Genomic DNA, 16,924 nt, shown 5'->3' with positions numbered 1-16,924 from the left:
CAGACTTTCCAAAGCTTGTGTTTGATGACCTGCGCGGCGCGGGTCATTCCAATTATTGGGAATTGCCGCCGGTCGCAGCCGCCTTTTCCTCATCCCACCACCAGACATCGGGAAAACCGATTGAGAATTCGGGCAGGGTTTGGGGATGGCTGAACCGGTCCCAGCGTGCTGTGCGGGCATAAGTGATCGTATAGCTGGGCACCACGTTGTTCATCGCCAGCAAGACCCGGTCAAGGGCATGGGTGGCTGCAACCAGGGTTTCGCGGTCCGGCGCCAGAACGATTCTGTCGATCAGCGCGTCGACACCCGGATCGGAGATGCCCGCATAGTTGCGCGAACCGAGTTCATCGACCGATGAAGAGCCCCAGAAATAGCGCTGCTCATTTCCGGGAGAGAGCGATTGCGCCCAGCGCGTATAGATCACGTCATAATCGAACGAGCGCACGAGATTTGTGTATTGAGGCGTATCGACGACCCGCAGGGTCACATTGGCGCCGATCGCGTTTAGATTTTCGGCCCAGTGCAAGGCCACCGGTTCGATGGTGTTGTCGTAAGAGAGAATTTCGAAGCTGAACTGCTCGCCATTGGCATCGACCAACTGCGTCCCATCGAGCGTGTATCCTGCCTCATTGAACAGCCTCAGCGCTTCCTGCAAATTGTCGCGAAGAGCTTGCTCGGTGCCCCCTGTGGGATTGGTAAAGCGCGCATCGAACACCGAGGCTGGAATGAGGTCCCGCACCTCCTCGAGAATTTCAAGCTCGAGACCTGCTGGCGGGCCGTCAGGTGCGGCGAGGTCAGTGCCGAAGAAATAGGAATCGATGCGCTGATACTGCTCGTAAAACAGCGTCCGGTTCAATTCCTGGAAATCGAAAGCGTAATTGAGCGCCTCACGAACCCGCGGGTCCTGAAATTTCTCCCGGCGCTGATTGGGCACGAAGCCCCACATCACGCCGGAGGCATTGTATCCGTTTTCGAAGGTCTCGAGCACGACACGCTCTTCATTGACGGCCGGGAAGTCATAGCCCGTGGCCCAGCGCCGCGCGATATTTTCGGTCCACCAGTCGAACTCATCGGCCTTGAAGGCTTCGAACATGACTGTTGTGTCGCGGAAGTATTCAATGCGGTACTCGTCGAAATTGGACATTCCCACATTGACCGGTTCATCTGCGCCCCAATAGTCGGGATCGCGTGTGAAGGTCACCGTTCTACCGGCATCGAAGCTGGAGAGGGCATAGGCGCCAGATCCCATTGGCAATTCGAGAGTTGAGGCGCCGATGTCGCGGGGCTCGCCCTGCGCATTCTCCCCCTCCCACCAATGCCTGGGCAGCACCAGAAGTTGCCCCATGATGTAAGGCAACTCGCGGTTGCCAGTCTCGCTGAAATAGAACGTGATCTCGCTTTCGCCGGTGATCTCGGCATCGTCGACCGAGGCGTAATATTCCGAATAGATGGGAGAAATCTCCACCACCTGCTCAAAGCTCCAGAGCACATCTTCGGCCGTGACGGGTTCGCCGTCCTGCCAGTGCGCGCGCGGATTGAGCCGAAAGGTTACGGAAGAAAAATCCTCAGGATAGCGCAAGGCTTCTGCCAGCAATCCGTAGGAAACCGAGCTCTCATCTGAACTGGGCGTCATGAGCGTCTCGTAGACGAGCCCCAGTCCGGTGGCCGTCTCCCCCTGCGACAGAATTGGATTGAAGGTATCGAACCCGCCAAGGGCTGAAAGCCGGACCGTTCCGCCCTTGGGCGCATCGGGATTGACGTAGTCGAACATCTCGAAGCCGGCTTCGTATTTGGGTGTGCCATCGAGAGCGACGGCGTGCACCCAGCCCTCTTCCTCTTGTGCAAATGCCGTGGTCGAAAGCGGCAAGACGGCGAGTAGCGCAGCGGCAACAACAAAGGTCTTCATGGCTTTGATCCCCTCTCAAGGCGAAGGTGGTTTCGTGTCGATCTTAGTGTGCTTTGTCCAAAAGTGGATACCACTTTTGCGGGAGCGGGCCATGCGCGGCGCAAGTTTCATGCGCCACGGCGATGGCGGGCGCGATAATATTTCATTGGATGGCCACATCGAGTGCGGCCGCCAGCAGCGTACGCGTGTAGGGGTGCTCGGGCGCGGCAAACAATGTCTCGGTTTCAGCCCGTTCCACGATCTTTCCATCCTGCATCACGATGATCGCGTTGGCGATCGCCCGCACAACCTTCAGATTGTGCGAAATAAAGACATAGGTCAGCCCATGCTGCGCCTGCAGGTCGCGCAGGAGCTTGACGATTTGCGCCTGAACGCTCATGTCGAGCGCCGATGTCGGCTCGTCCAATACGATGAATTTGGGCTCGAGGATCAGCGCTCGGGCAATGGCGACCCGTTGGCGCTGCCCGCCGGAAAATTCGTGCGGATAGCGATGCCGCATTTCCGGCTCCAGCCCGACTTCGGTCAGCACAGCCTTGACCTTCTCGTCCCGCTCCCGCGCCTTGATGTGTGGGAAATGGACGGCCAGGCCTTCGGCGATGATGTCGCCAACACTCATGCGCGGCGAAAGCGAGCCGTAGGGATCCTGAAAGACCACCTGCATATCGGCGCGATAGTCCCGCATTGCACGCGACTTCTTTCCTGCGATGTCGTCGCCCAGGAAAACGATCCGTCCCTCCGATGAAATCAGGCGGAGCATGGCGAGCCCCAGCGTGGTTTTTCCCGATCCGGACTCTCCCACCACGCCAAGCGTTTCGCCGCGCCTGACGACCAGATCGACCCCGTCGACGGCCTTGATATGACCGACGGTCCGCTTGAACAGCCCGCGCTTTACGGGAAACCAGACCTTGAGGTCACTCACTGCCATAACCGGCTTGCCAATCATGGCGACACCTGGCTCCATGCCGGATAATTCGGACGAAAGCAGGTGTTTGGTATAGGCATGCTGGGGCTGGGCAAACAGCGTTTCGGTATCGGCTCTCTCGACGATTTCGCCATTTTGCATCACGCAGACCTTGTCGGCCATCCGGCGCACGATCCCGAGGTCGTGGGTGATGAACAGCATGGCCATGCCCATCCGCCGTTGCACCGATTTGAGCAGATCGAGAATTTGTGCCTGCACTGTTACATCGAGCGCGGTTGTCGGTTCATCGGCAATAAGCAAGGCGGGTTCGCAAGCCAGCGCCATGGCAATCATCACTCTCTGGCGCTGGCCACCCGATAGCTGATGCGGGAAAGACGCGAGGCGCGTTTGAGGCTCAGGAATGCCCACAGCATCAAGAAGTTCCAGCACGCGTTTGCGTGCTGCGCTCCGACCCAGCCCTTGATGCACGGACAGCACTTCGCTGACCTGTCGCTCGATGGTGTGGAGCGGATTGAGCGAACTCATCGGCTCCTGGTAAATCATCGAAATCTCATTGCCGCGCACGGTGCGGAGCAACTTGTCGCCCGCCGTAAGCAGATCGGTGTCCTTGAACAGAATCTGGCCCTTGGGATGGGACGCTGAAGGGTAGGGCAGCAGCCGCAACACCGACAATGCGGTTACCGATTTGCCCGACCCCGATTCCCCAACCAGTGCCAGCGTTTCCCCCGGTGCGATGTCGAAGCTGACGTCCCGCACGGCATCGATCCGCCTTTCCCCCAACTGGAAGGAAACATCGAGATTGCGGATGGAAAGCATCGGATCGGTCATGCCATCACCCGAACGTCTTGCGTGGATCGAAAGCGTCGCGCACCGCTTCTCCGGCAAAGACCAGAAGACTCAGCATCACCGAAATCACCGCGAACCCGGTCAATCCAAGCCAGGGCGCCTGAAGGTTGTTCTTGCCCTGCGCCAGAAGTTCCCCAAGCGAGGGAGAGCCCGGGGGCAGACCGAACCCCAGAAAATCGAGCGCCGTCAGTGTCGTGATCGATCCGCCAAGAATGAAGGGCACGAAGGTAACGGTTGCGACCATGGCATTGGGCAAGAGGTGCCGGAACATGATCGTCCGATTGCCTACCCCCAACGCACGGGCGGCGTTGACATATTCGAAGTTTCGCCCGCGCAGGAATTCCGCACGCACCACCCCGACCAGGGCAACCCAGGAAAACAGCAGCAGGATGATGAGCAGCACCCAGAAGCTCGGGGCGATGACACTCGAAATGATGAGCAGCAGGTAGAGCGAGGGGATCGAGGTCCAGATTTCGATAAAGCGCTGAAACAGCAAATCCGTCCAGCCGCCGAAATAGCCCTGCACCGCTCCCGCCACGATCCCGACCACCGAAGACAGGATGGTCAGCGTCAGCCCGAACAGCACCGAAATGCGGAACCCGTAGATCAGCCGCGCCAGCACATCGCGCCCCTGATCGTCAGTGCCCAGAACGTGCATGTTGCCGAAAATACACCCCGGATCGTCAACGCCTTGACGATAGCGCGCGCAGTTTTCCTCTTCGCTCATCAGCCAGCTCGGTGGCGTTGGCGCTGGACCGGGCAGGGCGGTATCGACCGTACGATGGGAAAACCGGAACAGCGGCCAGAGCGCCCACCCGTGCTCTTCGATCTCGTTCTGGATCACCGAAGATCGATATTGCGTCACCGCCAGAAACCCGCCGAATTTGCTTTCGGGATAATCGATCACCACAGGAAATAGCAGTTCGCCCTGATAGGAGACGAGCAGCGGCTTGTCGTTGCTGATGGCTTCGGCAAAAAGGGTGGCGATCACAAGGATCAGGAATATCCAGAACGAGATATATCCGCGCCTGTTGCGACGGAAATTGGCAAGCCTACGCTGGTTTATCGACGAGATGGCCAAGCTCAAACCTCTCGCGACTCGAAATCGATGCGCGGGTCGATCCACATATAGGTGAGATCGGAAATAAGTCCCAGAACCAGGCCCACAAGCGAGAAGATGTAGAGTGTAGCAAAGATCACCGGATAGTCACGCGTCACGACCGACTGAAAGCCGAGTAGGCCGAGGCCGTCGAGCGAGAAGATTGTCTCGATCAGCAGCGACCCGCCAAAGAACGCGCCCACGAATGCCCCGGGAAAGCCGGCAATCACGATCAGCATCGCATTGCGGAAAACATGGCCATAGAGCACCCGGTTCTCGGTCAGACCCTTGGCACGGGCGGTGACGACGTATTGCTTGCGGATCTCATCGAGAAACGAATTCTTGACCAGCAGGGTCGATGTCGCAAAGGCCCCCACGGCCATCGCTGCGATGGGCAGGACGAGATGCCAGGCATAGTCGAGGATCTGCTGATACCAGGGCATCGATGCAAATCCTGATGAAGTCAGTCCCCGCAGTGGAAAGAGCGACCAGAAGCTCCCGCCAGCGAACAGTACGATCAGAAGAATGGCGAACAAAAAGCCTGGAATGGCGTAGCCGATAATGACCACGCCCGAGGTCCAGACATCGAAACGCGACCCGTCCCGTACCGCCTTGGCAATCCCCAGCGGTATGGAGATGCCGTACGAAATCAGCATCATCCAGAACCCGAGCGAAATCGACACTGGCATCTTTTCGACCACCAGATCGATCACCGAAATGTCCCGGTAGTACGACTCCCCGAAATCGAACCGCAGAAAATCCCAGATCATCGAAAAGAACCGCTCGAGCGGCGGCTTGTCAAAACCATACTGGGCTTCTAGTTGTGCGATGAAGTCCGGCGGAAGGCCGCGTGCGCCGCGATATACGCCTTGCGGCTCACTATCCGAACTGCTGGCCGCGCTGTTGTCGAGACCACTCTGACCGGAAAAATCGCCCTGCGCCGTTCCGGTAATGCGCGACAATGCGGAAACGTCAGTTCCCGAGTATTGCGCAATCGCCTGTTCCACCGGCCCGCCCGGTGCAAACTGGATGACGAGAAACGACACCACCATGATCCCGAATACCGTCGGTATCATCAAAAGCAGGCGTCGCAGGATATAGGCGGCCATAGGCGGTCCAGGTGAGCGAGTCAGATGCCCGACCATGTCGGTTTTGTTACCGATGGCCAAGTGCTTTGTGTGCCGGGTGCGGTCACGACTTCGCGGTTATCCTCCCACGAGCCCATTCTCGATGGCGTAGCGCGTCAGCCCGGCGGTGGTGGCAATGCCGAGCTTTTTCTTGATGTTCTTGCGGTGCGTTTCGACCGTCCGGGCAGAAATATCGAGGGTTGCCGCCACGTCCTTGTTGGATTTTCCCGCCGCAATCAGCAGCAGGATCGCCTGTTCGCGAGTCGTCAGCGCCTTGCTCTTTTGGGCTTTGTCGCCGCGCTCGAGCAACACATCGGAGACGCCGGTAGAAAAAAACGTTCCGCCCGCCGCCACAGTCTCTATGGCTTCGATGATCTCCTCGGTCGAAACGTCCTTGAGGATGTAGCCCGAGGCGCCATACATCACCGATGTCGAGATGTACTCGCGGCTGTCATGCATCGAAAGCATCAACAATTTGGTCGCCGCGGATTGTTCCTTAAACAACTCTATCGCGTCCAGACCGTTGAGCTCGGGCATGTTGATGTCCATGAGAACCACGTCCGGTTCGTCCTTGCGAGCGATGTCGAGGGCGGCGCGTGCACTGAGCGCAGCGCCCACCACGTCGATATGGTCGTAAGTTTCCAGAATGGCCTTGAGCCCGTCGAGCACCAGGGGGTGATTGTCGACGAGGAGGACCTTGATGGGTTTGGGAACGCTCATGCGACCTCGGCAAGCTTTGACTGGCGGATGAACACGGATTTGGGAAGAGTGGCCCTGAGCGTCGTGCCGTTGGGGGAGGGTTCTACCAGCATTGTGCCGCCGAAGTGCGCCATGCGCTCTGCCATGTTGCGCAGGCCCAATCCGCGTTTTGTGCCCGTATCGCGCGAAAAGCCCTTGCCGTTGTCGACAATGACCATCTGGACACGACCGTGTGGGCTCGACAAGGCGAGCGTGACTTCGCTGGCGTTGGCATGGCGGTCGATATTGTTCAGCGCCTCCTGGGCCACACGATAAAGTGCTGTACGAGCCTCGGGCAGAAGCATGTTCTTGAACGCAACAGCCTCGAGCGTGACCTTGATCCCCGTGCGCTCGGCGAAATTGTGTGTCAGAGCCTCGAGCGCCGCTGAAAGCCCCAGATCGTCGAGGGCGCCTGGACGCAGATCGTGACTGAGACGCCGTACTTCCTTGATCGCCCCGTTGAGCGCATCGGCGCCCTTGCCGATGGCGTCCGAGGCACCGTCGGCGCCATTCTCCACCTTTCGCCTCGCCAGGTCGATGGCGTAGCGCACACCGATCAGGATTTGCGAGATGCCGTCATGAAGCTCGCGCGCGATGCGGGTGCGCTCCTCTTCCTGCGTATCGATGACGCGCTGGGTCAATTCCTTGAGCTTGCTGTCCGCCAACCGGCGTTCGTGGAGGTTGAGCACCATCCAGCTCCCGAACACCAGCAGCACCGCAGGGACCGCGATAAGGACGATCGTAAAGAAGGTTGAATTGATCGTGTTGCGGAGGTCTTCGTGGGCGGCGGCGGTCTGGGCGAAGACATCGTCGAGATAGACGCCGGTGCCCAGCATCCATTCCCATTTATCCAGGCCAACGGCAAAAGAGACCTTCTCGGCAATGGTTCCGGCCGACGGTTTTTCCCACAGATAGGAATGGAGCCCTCCGCCCTCCTTGGCCTTTTCGATCAGATTGTAGATCACCCGATCGCCATTGGGGTCGGTCAGGTTCAGCCAGTTCTGGCCGGGCCGGTATGTCTGCCTGGGGTGAACGATATTTACGCCGTCATAGTCATAAACGAAAAAGTATCCGTCCTCGCCGTAATCGAGCGCGTTGAGGATGGCCTTGACCTGGGACTTTGCCGCTTCATCGTCCGGCTCCGCGTCGTGATAAATGCCATCGATTGCCGACAATGCCATGTTGGTCAGGTTAAGCAGCTCGTCCTGTTTGGCCTGGACCATATTGCGCTCGAACGTATCAATGCTCGCGCGCGCCAGGCTGGCCGACTGCCATGTCACCAGCCAGGTTATGGCAACGATGGCAAGGATCAGCGGAACGATGGCGAGCGCCAGAATCTGGTGCCTGAACTGCATTGGTAAAACTCTCCTCCAACCGGATCGTTGGCCGGCCACGGGCGATTGTAGCCGATAGCGCGCGCGTCCATTATCATCTACTGCGTAAAACTGGGTAGCCTTTGTGAATAAAGCAGGTAACCTGAGGAACCGGGCCCTCGACGGAGGCAGGCAAATGCAGTCTTTTTTGCCCTGCGCTTCGAAGATGCGCTCGAAAAAACGGTGGCAGCTCTCGAAGTGCAGCCTTTTAACCGTTTCTATCCGGTGCAAAATGCACCATTGGGAGGATTTTATGGAAAGACGCGACTTCTTCAAGAAGGCCGGCGCGGCGACCGCAGGTGTCGCAGCGGCAGCCACAACGCTGGCTGCGCCGGCAATCGCTCAAGGCAATATCACCTGGCGTATGGTCACTACCTGGCCCAAAAATTTTCCCGGCCTGGGCGTTGGCGCGCAGCGCCTCGCCGATCGGATCACCGCCGCTTCGGGTGGGCGTCTGTCGATTCAGGTCTTTGCTGCTGGTGAAATGGTTCCGGGTCTTCAGGCGCTCGATGCCGTCATCGACGGTTCGGCGGAGATGAGCCACGGCGCCGCCTACTACTGGCAGAACAAGAGCCAGGGCCTGTCGTTTTTCACTGGCGTTCCCTACGGCATGACCAACCGCGAACTCGCCGCATGGGTTCGCCACATGGGCGGCCAGGAAATCTGGGACGACATCTACGACCAGTTCGGCGTTCAGGGCTTCCTCTCGGGTGACACCGGTACACAGGCCGGCGGCTGGTTCCGCAACGAGTTGACCGGCGTCGCCGACGTCCAGGGGCTGCGTTTCCGCACTCCCGGCCTTGGTGGCCAGGTCTGGGAAAAGCTCGGCGCCTCGGTTACCAATCTGGCTGCCGGCGACATCTTCGCCGCACTGCAGAACGGTACGCTCGATGCGGCCGAATTCGTTGGCCCCTATAACGATCTTGCGCTTGGCTTCTACCAGATCGCCAAGAACTATTACTTCCCCAGCTTTATCGAGCCGGGACTGGCGACCGAGCTGGTGGTCGACAAGGCCAAGTATCAGGAACTGCCGCAGGATCTGCAGGAACTCGTCAAGTTCGTCTGTCAGGCCGAATATGACGAAGTCGCATCCGACTTCGCCGCCAACGACCCGCGTGCCCTTCAGACGCTGGTCAACGACCACGGCGTTACGGTGCGCCAGTTCCCTGAGGAAATCATGGAAGCCGGCGCTGTCGCGGCCAAGGAGATCCTTACCGACATCCGTGACAATGGCGACGAGCTCACCAAGCGCGTTGCAGAAAGCTATGTCGAGGCCTTCAACATCGTCCGCCAGAAGACCGACGGCACCGACTCGCTCTTCCTGCGGGCCCGTGAGCAATATTTTACGCTCGACTGATCCCTTCGATAGTCTCAAGCATCAGGGTCCGGACCTCGGTTCGGACCCTTTTTTGTCGGGGCGCTCCAGAGATGCGGATGCTGCCAAAACGAAGGGCCCGCCGACCGTGTCGACGGGCCCTTGGACTCGATCGGTTCGCCCCAATCAGTTGACTGACGGCAACCATGTAATCAACTGCGGGAAAATGAACAGCAAGGCTATCGCCAAAATTTGCAGCCCCACGAAGGGAAGTGCACCGCGATAGATCATGCCGGTCGTCACCCTGCTTGGCGCGACCCCCCGCAAGTAGAATAGAGAGAACCCGAAAGGCGGCGTCATGAAGCTGGTCTGCAGGTTCACGCCCACCATCACACCGAGCCAGATCGGATCTATGCCGAGCGCCAGAAGGATCGGCGCAGTGATCGGTATGATGATGAAGATGATCTCGAACGTGTCGAGAATGAACCCGAGCACGAACATGATAAGCATGACAACGATCATCGCCCCGATGGCTCCGCCCGGAAGATTGGCCAGGAACTCGTGCACAAGATTGTCGCCGCCCATGACGCGGAACACGATGGAGAAGACCGAAGCGCCAAACAGGATAATGAAGATCATCGAGGTGATTGTTGCCGTAGCCATGGCGGCATCGCGCAAAACCCTGAATGAAAGCCGCCAGCGCAACGCAGCCAGAATCGTTGCGCCCACAGCCCCCACCGAGCCTGCCTCGGTCGGCGTGGCTATGCCGGTGAGGATGGAGCCGAGCACAAGAAGAATAAGAAGCAGGGGCGGGACCAGCGCAACGACCACATCCTTGACGATGCCCTTGCGGTCTTCCTCGGTCATGGGAGTTGCCGGGCAACTTTCCGGTTCGGTGATCGCCTTATAGATCATAAAGCAGATGTAGAGCCCGACCAGCATCAGGCCGGGAATGAACGCGCCGGCGAAAAGGTCGCCCACGGTTACGGGCACGGGCGCAAAGTTGCCCTGCTCCATCTGCACCTGTGCATTGATCGATGAGAGCATGTCGCCCATGAAGATCAATACGGTCGAGGGCGGAATGATCTGTCCCAGCGTGCCGGACGCGCAGATCACACCCGAAGCAAGCTTGGGGTCATATTTCGCCCGCAGCATGGCCGGCAGCGATATGAGCCCCATGGTGACCACTGTTGCCCCCACGACACCGGTGGAGGCCGCCAGCAATGCGCCTACGACAATGACCGAAATGCCGAGCCCGCCGCGAAGGCGGCCAAACAGCTTGCCCATGGTCAGCAGCAGCTGCTCGGCAATCTTGGACTTCTCAAGCATCACGCCCATGAAGATAAACAGCGGCACCGCCACCAGTACTTCATTGGTCATGTAGCCGATATACCGGCCCATGAGGTTACCCATGTTCGAGAAGTCGAACACGCCGAAGAAATAACCGATCACGCCAAAGATCAGCGATGTGCCCGCCAGCGTGAAGGCTACTGGAAAGCCCAGCAGCAGAAAGCCGATGACGCCGAAAAAGAGGAGGCCCGCGAGAACCTCACCAATCAGAATGCTAGACAACTGGCGTCTCCTCGTCGGTCTCGACCTTGTAGCGGTACAGCGGAGGAAGCAGGTCTTCCTTGTCGGCGAGCACCAGGATGGCGCGCGCGACCATCGCTACTCCTTGCAAACCGACCAGAGCGGCAAAAACCAGAATGAAAGTCTTGAGAACAAACAGTCCCGGCATACCACCGATGTTCTGGGATGCCTCGAAAAAGCTCCAGGAGCGCATCACATAGATCCAGCCCCAGTTCCAGACGACGTACATGAACGGAAGCAGGAAGATGACGACACCGACGATGTCGAGCAGGGCCTTCCGTTTGGTCGAGGCCGGCCGGTAGAAGATATCCACCCTTACGTGATCGTCACGGAACAGTGCGAACCCGGCAATCGCCGTGAACATCGCACCGCTCAGCCAGACATAAAGGTCCTGCATCCACAGAAAGGTCGTGTTGAAAATGTATCGCTGGACAACCACCGCAAAACAGATGGCGACAACGCCAACCGCCAGCCATGAAACGACGGTGCCGACGAGCCGGTTCAAGCCACCAATGGCCTGAACAGCTAAAGCGAGCGCGCGCATTTCGCTCCTCCTCCCACGGAAGGGTTTTGTTTTTATCGATAGTACCGCTAGTTCGCGTGCAGGCAAACAGCAAGCAATCGCCGAACCGGATTCGCAAAAACGGTACTTTTGCCCGTAAAACTGGGTAGCAAGGTCAGACGACACCCCGGCGGCGAAGCAGGGAGGCGAGAGCGGTTGCTGCGAGGGCCCATGCTGCCCCCAGCGCCCAACCGGCGACAACGTCGCTCGGGTAGTGAACGCCCAGAAGGACACGGGAGGTGCCGACCAGTATCGTCAGAACGATGGCGACGCCGTAAAAGAATATCTTTTCCCGCCATCGCTCCGATAGTCTCGCCAGCAGCGCGCCGAGCGTGAGATAGGTTACGGCGGAGATCATCGAGTGCCCGCTGGGAAAACTGGCCGACAATTCCCCCGCCACCGCCGAGAATTCTGGCCTGGGCCGGTCGAAAAATTCCTTGAGCAGATCGGAAAGCAACGCGCCGCTGATGACCGCGCCGGCAACGAGGACCGCCACAGCCGCACGGCGTGTGAGCAGCAGATAGATCACGACGCTGGAAACGACGATCGTCAGAACCGAGAAGCTGCCGAGTGCAGTGATATCGCGCACGGCCTCCTGAAACTGGAATGACCCGATCATCTGGTTGGGGTCGCCCGGAACCCTGAATATCTCGAGAATGGCGATGTCGATCTCGTGGGTTTCTCCATCACTCACTTCATCGGCGACTTCGAGAAACGCAAAGACCAGAGCGGCGGCAATGCCGATGGCGATCAATACCGCCTGCTCGGCGAAAACGAAATCGCGCACGCGCTTAAGCCGGCTGGATGAGAAGTGCTGCTTGAAAAATCCGGGCAACATGGAATCTCCGAAGGGCGGTTGAATGGCCATAAGGGCGTGGCAGCGGTACCGAATTTTTCCGGTCGATCACAGTAAAAACCGGTATTTTAACGATTTGTATAACGCCGGTTGCACGAAGAGCGGGGTAGGGCATAATCACTGAGGGGGCTCCGAGAACGACCGAGAGGTTTGTGCGTAGCGTGTCCGAAATCTGGCAACCCCTCATTGCCAACCTGGCGGTCGTCGCCCTGTTTTCCTCCATTTGGTCTCTGGCGTCCGATTGGCTGGACAAGCAGCGTTGGATCATTCGCAAGCTGTGCATCGGACTTCTGGTCGGCAGCGCAGCCGTTTCCACGATGCTTTTGACCGTCGAGATCGTGCCGGGCGTAGTTTACGACCTCAGGACCTGCGTTGTGGCGGTCGGTGCGTTCTTTAGCGGCCCGGTTGTGGCCATCATTGCCATTCTCATGTCCGGAGCGTTCCGACTGCTGGAAGGCGGGGCAGGGGTCGGGCTGGCCTTTTTCCATCTGGGTACCGCCGCTCTTGTGGGACTTGGCGTTCGTTCAGCGGCGCGCTCTCCTTTGCCCAATCCGTTCTGGATCGTGTTGTTGGCCGCCGCCATGGCCCTGCTTTTGCTGCTGGTTGTTTTCCTGCTGACACGGGTTGTCAGCCTGGAGGAGGCCAGGGATCTTGTTGTGCCTGGTACGGTCCTGACGCTTTTGGCAACCCTCATGATGGGGTTCACCATACTTGCCGCCCGCCGGGCCGGCTACGACCGGTCCATTCTGCGGGCGGCCCTCGCTCAGGCCCCTGAATTCCTCTACGTCAAGGACACCGATGGTCGGTTTCTCACGGTCAACGAAGCGGTGGCCCATCACCATGGATATTCCGAGCCGGCGGAAATGATCGGCAGGTCAGATTTCGATACTACCGATCGGGCGCGGGCTGAAGAACTCCATGAGCAGGAACGCGCCATCATGGAGAGCCGGACCGCACTGCTTGATTTTGAGGAAGAGGTGGTCGACAACTCCGGGCAGTGGCGCTGGTACAAAACCTCGAAGGTCCCCCTGACCGGCAAGGATGGCCGGATTGTCGGGCTGGCGGGGATGACCGTCGATACAACGGCTGTTAAAAAACTCGAACGCGAACTGACCGAAAGTCGCGACCGTCTCTCGCTGGCCATGTCCGAAATGAGCGACGGCCTCGCGCTGTTTGATCGCAACGGGTATCTCGTCTTTTGCAACGACCAGTATCGGGACGCGTTTCCGCGGTCGGCGCATGCACGCGTGCCGGGCAGGCACATCAACGAAATCCTGCTCGAATGCGCACGCGCAGGCGAACAGCTCGGTATTCCCGAAGACGATATCGAGGGTTGGGCCGAACGGGTCGGCAGCCTGCTTCGCGTGCCCAATGTGGTGACCGTCGAACTGTTCAATGGCACCTATCTTCAACTGCGCAACCAGCCGGCCAGCAACGATGCCGCAGTGGTCATTGTTACCGATGTGACGGATCTCAAACTGGCAGAACGCGCTCTCCTCGAAGCCAATGCCGATCTGTCCCGGCAGGCATCGACTGACCCACTGACCGGGCTCGCCAATCGGCGGGTGTTCGATGAGGTGCTGGAGCGCGACATGGCGCGGTGCGGACGCGCCGGGACGCCGCTCAGCCTCGTTCTACTCGATGTGGATCGCTTCAAGCATTTCAACGACGTGTACGGCCATCAGGCTGGCGATCGCTGCCTCATTTTGGTGGCGAACGCCATAAAGACCAGTCTGCTCCGCCCGTCCGACCTTGCCGCGCGGTATGGCGGCGAAGAATTTGCAATCATCCTGCCTGATACCGATCTGACCGGCGCCCGGGCTGTGGCTGAGCGCATTCGCAATGCAATTGCTGAGGCGAGTGCCGACGATCCAGGCGGTGCGGTTACTGCCAGCCTCGGTGTGGCGGAATACGATCTGTCAAAAGGGCCAACGACACCCGAGGGCCTGGTTCGCCGTGCCGATGGCGCCCTTTACTCGGCCAAGGCGGCGGGGCGCAACAAGGTGATGGCGGCGGCAGCTGAATAGGCGAACCGGACCGAAACGTTAAGTTTCAGGTTTTTGATTGCAAAAAAATGCAATCATTATTATCTAGGAGGGTAGTTGATATCTGACCGTCCAGGAAAACCTGCCTATGTCTGCAAGACCCGAAGTCACCGGATTTTTTGAACCGCGCACATTTTCTATCCAGTATGTGGTCGCCGACCCGGAAACCGGGAAGTGCGCCATTATAGATCCGGTTCTCGACTACGATGAAAAATCCGGCTGCACAGGCACCGTTCAGGCCGACAAATTGCTCGCCTTCATCGAGGGCAAGGGGTACGAGCTCGAATGGATACTGGACACCCACCCCCATGCCGATCATTTCTCTGCGGCCCAGTACCTCAAGGAAAAAACTGGCGTAAAAACCGCAATTGGCGAAAAGGTCGTCGATGTCCAGAAGCTCTGGAAGGGTATCTATAACTGGCCCGATTTCAGGGCCGACGGTAGTCAGTGGGACAAGCTGTTCGCCGATGGCGAAGAGTTCACTGTCGGCAACATTTCGGCAAGGGTGATGTTTTCACCGGGACACACATTGGCGTCCATCACCTATGTGATCGGCGATGCCGCTTTTGTTCACGATACGCTGTTCATGCCCGATAGTGGCACGGCCCGGGCCGATTTTCCTGGCGGAAGTTCGCAAGCGCTCTGGAATTCGATCCAGGCCATTCTGGCCCTGCCCGAAGAGACCCGCGTTTTTACTGGCCACGATTACCAGCCCGGTGGCCGTGAACCGCGCTGGGAATCGACGGTAGCAGAGCAGAAGGCCACCAACATTCACATGTCGAAATGCAAGTCCATGGATGCCTTCAAGGCGGTTCGGGACGCTCGCGACAAGACCCTTCCCATGCCAAAACTGATCCTGCACGCCCTGCAGATCAATACCAATGGCGGGCGGCTGCCCGAACCTGAATCGAATGGCAGGCGCTATCTCAAGATCCCGCTCGACGCGTTGGGAGGCGCTCCATGGTGATCGCAACCGGGACACAAGAGCTCGCCTCCCAGACGAGGGTCATAAAGAGCAGGGTCGACGAAGCGACCGCATTTCTCAAGAAACTGGCGAACCGGGACCGTCTGCTCGTTGTATGCGCGCTGGTCGAGGGTGAGCGTAGCGTGCGTGAGCTCGAGGGTCTGCTCGATATCCGGCAGCCCGGCCTTTCCCAGCAACTCGCCGAACTGCGCAGCGCCGGCATGATCGAGGGCCGCAAGGACGGCAAGGCCGTTTTTTACCGGCTGGCCGACCCCAGGGCAAAAGCAATCGTGTCCACCATGTACGACCTGTTCTGCGGGCCGGATGCACAATGATCTTCCTCCCTTTGTCCTAAGTCTATCAAGGTATATTCGATGACCGAATTCACTCCACTGCTCTCGCTGTTTGGCGGGGCGCTGATCGGGCTGGCATCCGTTCTGCTCATGGCGCTCCACGGCCGCGTTGCGGGCATGACCGGCATTCTTTCCGCTGTCATTCCCCCAATGGGCGCCGATTGGGGTTGGCGGGCGGCATTTCTTGGCGGCGCCATTGTCGCCCCGATCACTATCGTTGCCATTTTCGGCGATGTCGTCAGTTTCCATAGCCCGGTCCCCGCGCCCTGGCTGATTGTCGGCGGGCTTATCGTAGGCGTCGGGGTCTATTTCGGCTCTGGCTGCACCTCGGGGCATGGCGTTTGCGGCATTGCCCGTCTCTCGCCACGTTCAATCGTGGCCACCGTCGTTTTTATGGCCTCAACCGCCGCGACGGTATTTGTCATTCGCCACATACTCGGAGGTCTGTGATGCGCAGGATTGTTTTTGCCGGCCTTATTGGGCTGATCTTTGGCTCCGGGATCGCGGTTTCGGGCATGGCCAACCCAGCCAAGGTTCTCAATTTCTTCGACTTTGCCGGTAGTTGGGATCCGTCCCTGGCTCTGGTCATGGGTGGCGCTCTGGCCGTGACCGCCATCGGATACTTCTTCGTCCTCAAGCGACCCGCGCCAGTCTTTGACAAGACCTTCCATCTGCCGACGTCAAGGGAGATCGACCTGCCACTGGTGGCCGGCTCGGTGATCTTCGGCATTGGCTGGGGAATTACGGGGTTTTGTCCCGGAGGCTCGATTCCGGCGCTTGGCCTCGGAGAGCCCGACGCCTTCATTTTCGTTGCCGCGATGATTGGCGGCATCGTGCTGGCGCGCAGCGCGCGCCAGTTTCTGACCAACCGTGAACCCCAGACCGCGAGGTAATTTCCATGAACATCAAGAAGATAGACGACCGTTTTTCAATCACGGGCCAGATTATGCCCGCCGACATCGAAGCGCTCAAGGATATGGGGTTTGTAGGCATCGTGTGCGCTCGTCCCGATGAGGAAGAGCCGGGTCAGCCAAGCTTTGCCCAGATCGAGGCCGCCGCGCGAACCGCAGGACTTGTGGCCTTTCACGTACCGGTATCCGGCCCACTGACGGAGGGCCAGATCATCCGCTTTCACGAGGCAATGGCCAATATCGAGGGGCCTGTTCTCGGCTATTGCCGCTCGGGTGCCCGTGCCGGCAGTCTTTACGCCACGCTCGACCAATAGGGC

General features: G+C 58.9%; 16 protein-coding genes. 7 read left to right on the top strand and 9 right to left on the bottom strand.

The window, feature by feature from the left end:
• Window positions 1-52: 52 nt before the first annotated feature.
• From AACZ55_RS01585 to AACZ55_RS01560, 6 genes are all read right to left on the bottom strand, one after another.
• Window positions 53-1,906, bottom strand: coding sequence for an extracellular solute-binding protein (locus tag AACZ55_RS01585; RefSeq protein ID WP_339642296.1), 1,854 nt, complete (start codon window positions 1,904-1,906; stop codon window positions 53-55).
• 142 nt (window positions 1,907-2,048) lie between these two features.
• The gene (locus AACZ55_RS01580) at window positions 2,049-3,656 is read right to left on the bottom strand and encodes an ABC transporter ATP-binding protein (RefSeq protein ID WP_339642294.1); all 1,608 of its coding nucleotides are present in this window, start codon (window positions 3,654-3,656) and stop codon (window positions 2,049-2,051) included.
• Window positions 3,657-3,660: 4 nt separating this feature from the next.
• The gene (locus tag AACZ55_RS01575; RefSeq protein WP_339642293.1) at window positions 3,661-4,755 is read right to left on the bottom strand and encodes an ABC transporter permease; all 1,095 of its coding nucleotides are present in this window, start codon (window positions 4,753-4,755) and stop codon (window positions 3,661-3,663) included.
• A gap of 2 nt (window positions 4,756-4,757) precedes the next feature.
• Window positions 4,758-5,882, bottom strand: a complete 1,125-nt coding sequence (locus tag AACZ55_RS01570; RefSeq protein ID WP_338607240.1) for a microcin C ABC transporter permease YejB — start codon at window positions 5,880-5,882, stop codon at window positions 4,758-4,760.
• 96 nt (window positions 5,883-5,978) lie between these two features.
• The gene (locus AACZ55_RS01565) at window positions 5,979-6,620 is read right to left on the bottom strand and encodes a response regulator transcription factor (RefSeq protein WP_338607239.1); all 642 of its coding nucleotides are present in this window, start codon (window positions 6,618-6,620) and stop codon (window positions 5,979-5,981) included.
• Window positions 6,617-7,993 carry a cache domain-containing protein gene (locus tag AACZ55_RS01560; RefSeq protein ID WP_338607238.1) on the bottom strand — a complete coding sequence of 459 codons (1,377 nt, stop codon included), beginning with the start codon at window positions 7,991-7,993 and terminating at the stop codon, window positions 6,617-6,619. Before AACZ55_RS01560 ends, AACZ55_RS01565 begins: the two co-directional genes overlap by 4 nt.
• Window positions 7,994-8,264: 271 nt before the next feature.
• Here AACZ55_RS01560 and AACZ55_RS01555 point away from each other — a divergent pair, with 271 nt between their 5' ends.
• Complete coding sequence (locus AACZ55_RS01555; RefSeq protein ID WP_338607237.1) at window positions 8,265-9,368, top strand: TRAP transporter substrate-binding protein; 1,104 nt, start codon at window positions 8,265-8,267, stop codon at window positions 9,366-9,368.
• Between the two features lie 144 nt (window positions 9,369-9,512).
• On the opposite strand, the gene AACZ55_RS01550 is transcribed toward AACZ55_RS01555, so the two are convergent.
• The 3 genes from AACZ55_RS01550 to AACZ55_RS01540 all read right to left on the bottom strand — a co-directional run bounded on the left by AACZ55_RS01550 (window position 9,513) and on the right by AACZ55_RS01540 (window position 12,316).
• Entirely contained in the window at window positions 9,513-10,898 is a 1,386-nt protein-coding gene (locus AACZ55_RS01550) for a TRAP transporter large permease subunit (RefSeq protein WP_338607236.1), read from the bottom strand.
• Window positions 10,891-11,460, bottom strand: a complete 570-nt coding sequence (locus AACZ55_RS01545; RefSeq protein WP_338607235.1) for a TRAP transporter small permease subunit — start codon at window positions 11,458-11,460, stop codon at window positions 10,891-10,893. The genes AACZ55_RS01550 and AACZ55_RS01545 overlap by 8 nt, the downstream gene beginning before the upstream one ends.
• 133 nt (window positions 11,461-11,593) lie before the next feature.
• Window positions 11,594-12,316, bottom strand: coding sequence for a phosphatase PAP2 family protein (locus AACZ55_RS01540; protein WP_339642288.1), 723 nt, complete (start codon window positions 12,314-12,316; stop codon window positions 11,594-11,596).
• 170 nt (window positions 12,317-12,486) lie between these two features.
• Between AACZ55_RS01540 and AACZ55_RS01535 the strand changes: the two genes are divergently transcribed.
• The 6 genes from AACZ55_RS01535 to AACZ55_RS01510 all read left to right on the top strand — a co-directional run bounded on the left by AACZ55_RS01535 (window position 12,487) and on the right by AACZ55_RS01510 (window position 16,921).
• Window positions 12,487-14,361, top strand: a complete 1,875-nt coding sequence (locus tag AACZ55_RS01535; RefSeq protein ID WP_339642284.1) for a diguanylate cyclase — start codon at window positions 12,487-12,489, stop codon at window positions 14,359-14,361.
• 106 nt (window positions 14,362-14,467) lie between these two features.
• Window positions 14,468-15,346, top strand: a complete 879-nt coding sequence (locus AACZ55_RS01530) for an MBL fold metallo-hydrolase (RefSeq protein ID WP_338607232.1) — start codon at window positions 14,468-14,470, stop codon at window positions 15,344-15,346.
• A complete protein-coding gene (locus AACZ55_RS01525) occupies window positions 15,340-15,678 on the top strand; it encodes a metalloregulator ArsR/SmtB family transcription factor (RefSeq protein WP_339642281.1) in 339 nt (112 codons plus the stop codon). The genes AACZ55_RS01530 and AACZ55_RS01525 overlap by 7 nt, the downstream gene beginning before the upstream one ends.
• A 39-nt stretch (window positions 15,679-15,717) precedes the next feature.
• On the top strand, window positions 15,718-16,146 hold the full coding sequence (locus AACZ55_RS01520) for a YeeE/YedE family protein (RefSeq protein ID WP_339642278.1): 429 nt from the start codon (window positions 15,718-15,720) through the stop codon (window positions 16,144-16,146).
• Window positions 16,146-16,589, top strand: a complete 444-nt coding sequence (locus AACZ55_RS01515) for a YeeE/YedE family protein (protein ID WP_339642275.1) — start codon at window positions 16,146-16,148, stop codon at window positions 16,587-16,589. Before AACZ55_RS01520 ends, AACZ55_RS01515 begins: the two co-directional genes overlap by 1 nt.
• Before the next feature lie 5 nt (window positions 16,590-16,594).
• Window positions 16,595-16,921: a TIGR01244 family sulfur transferase gene (locus tag AACZ55_RS01510; protein ID WP_339642272.1), complete on the top strand. Its 327-nt coding sequence runs from the start codon at window positions 16,595-16,597 to the stop codon at window positions 16,919-16,921.
• Window positions 16,922-16,924: the final 3 nt, after the last annotated feature.

The sequence above is a fragment of the uncultured Pelagibacterium sp. genome (assembly GCF_963972885.1).
Taxonomy (GTDB): Bacteria; Pseudomonadota; Alphaproteobacteria; order Rhizobiales; family Devosiaceae; genus Pelagibacterium; species Pelagibacterium nitratireducens.
Note: the sequence above shows the minus strand (reverse complement) of the source record. Positions and strands in the feature narration are given on the sequence as shown.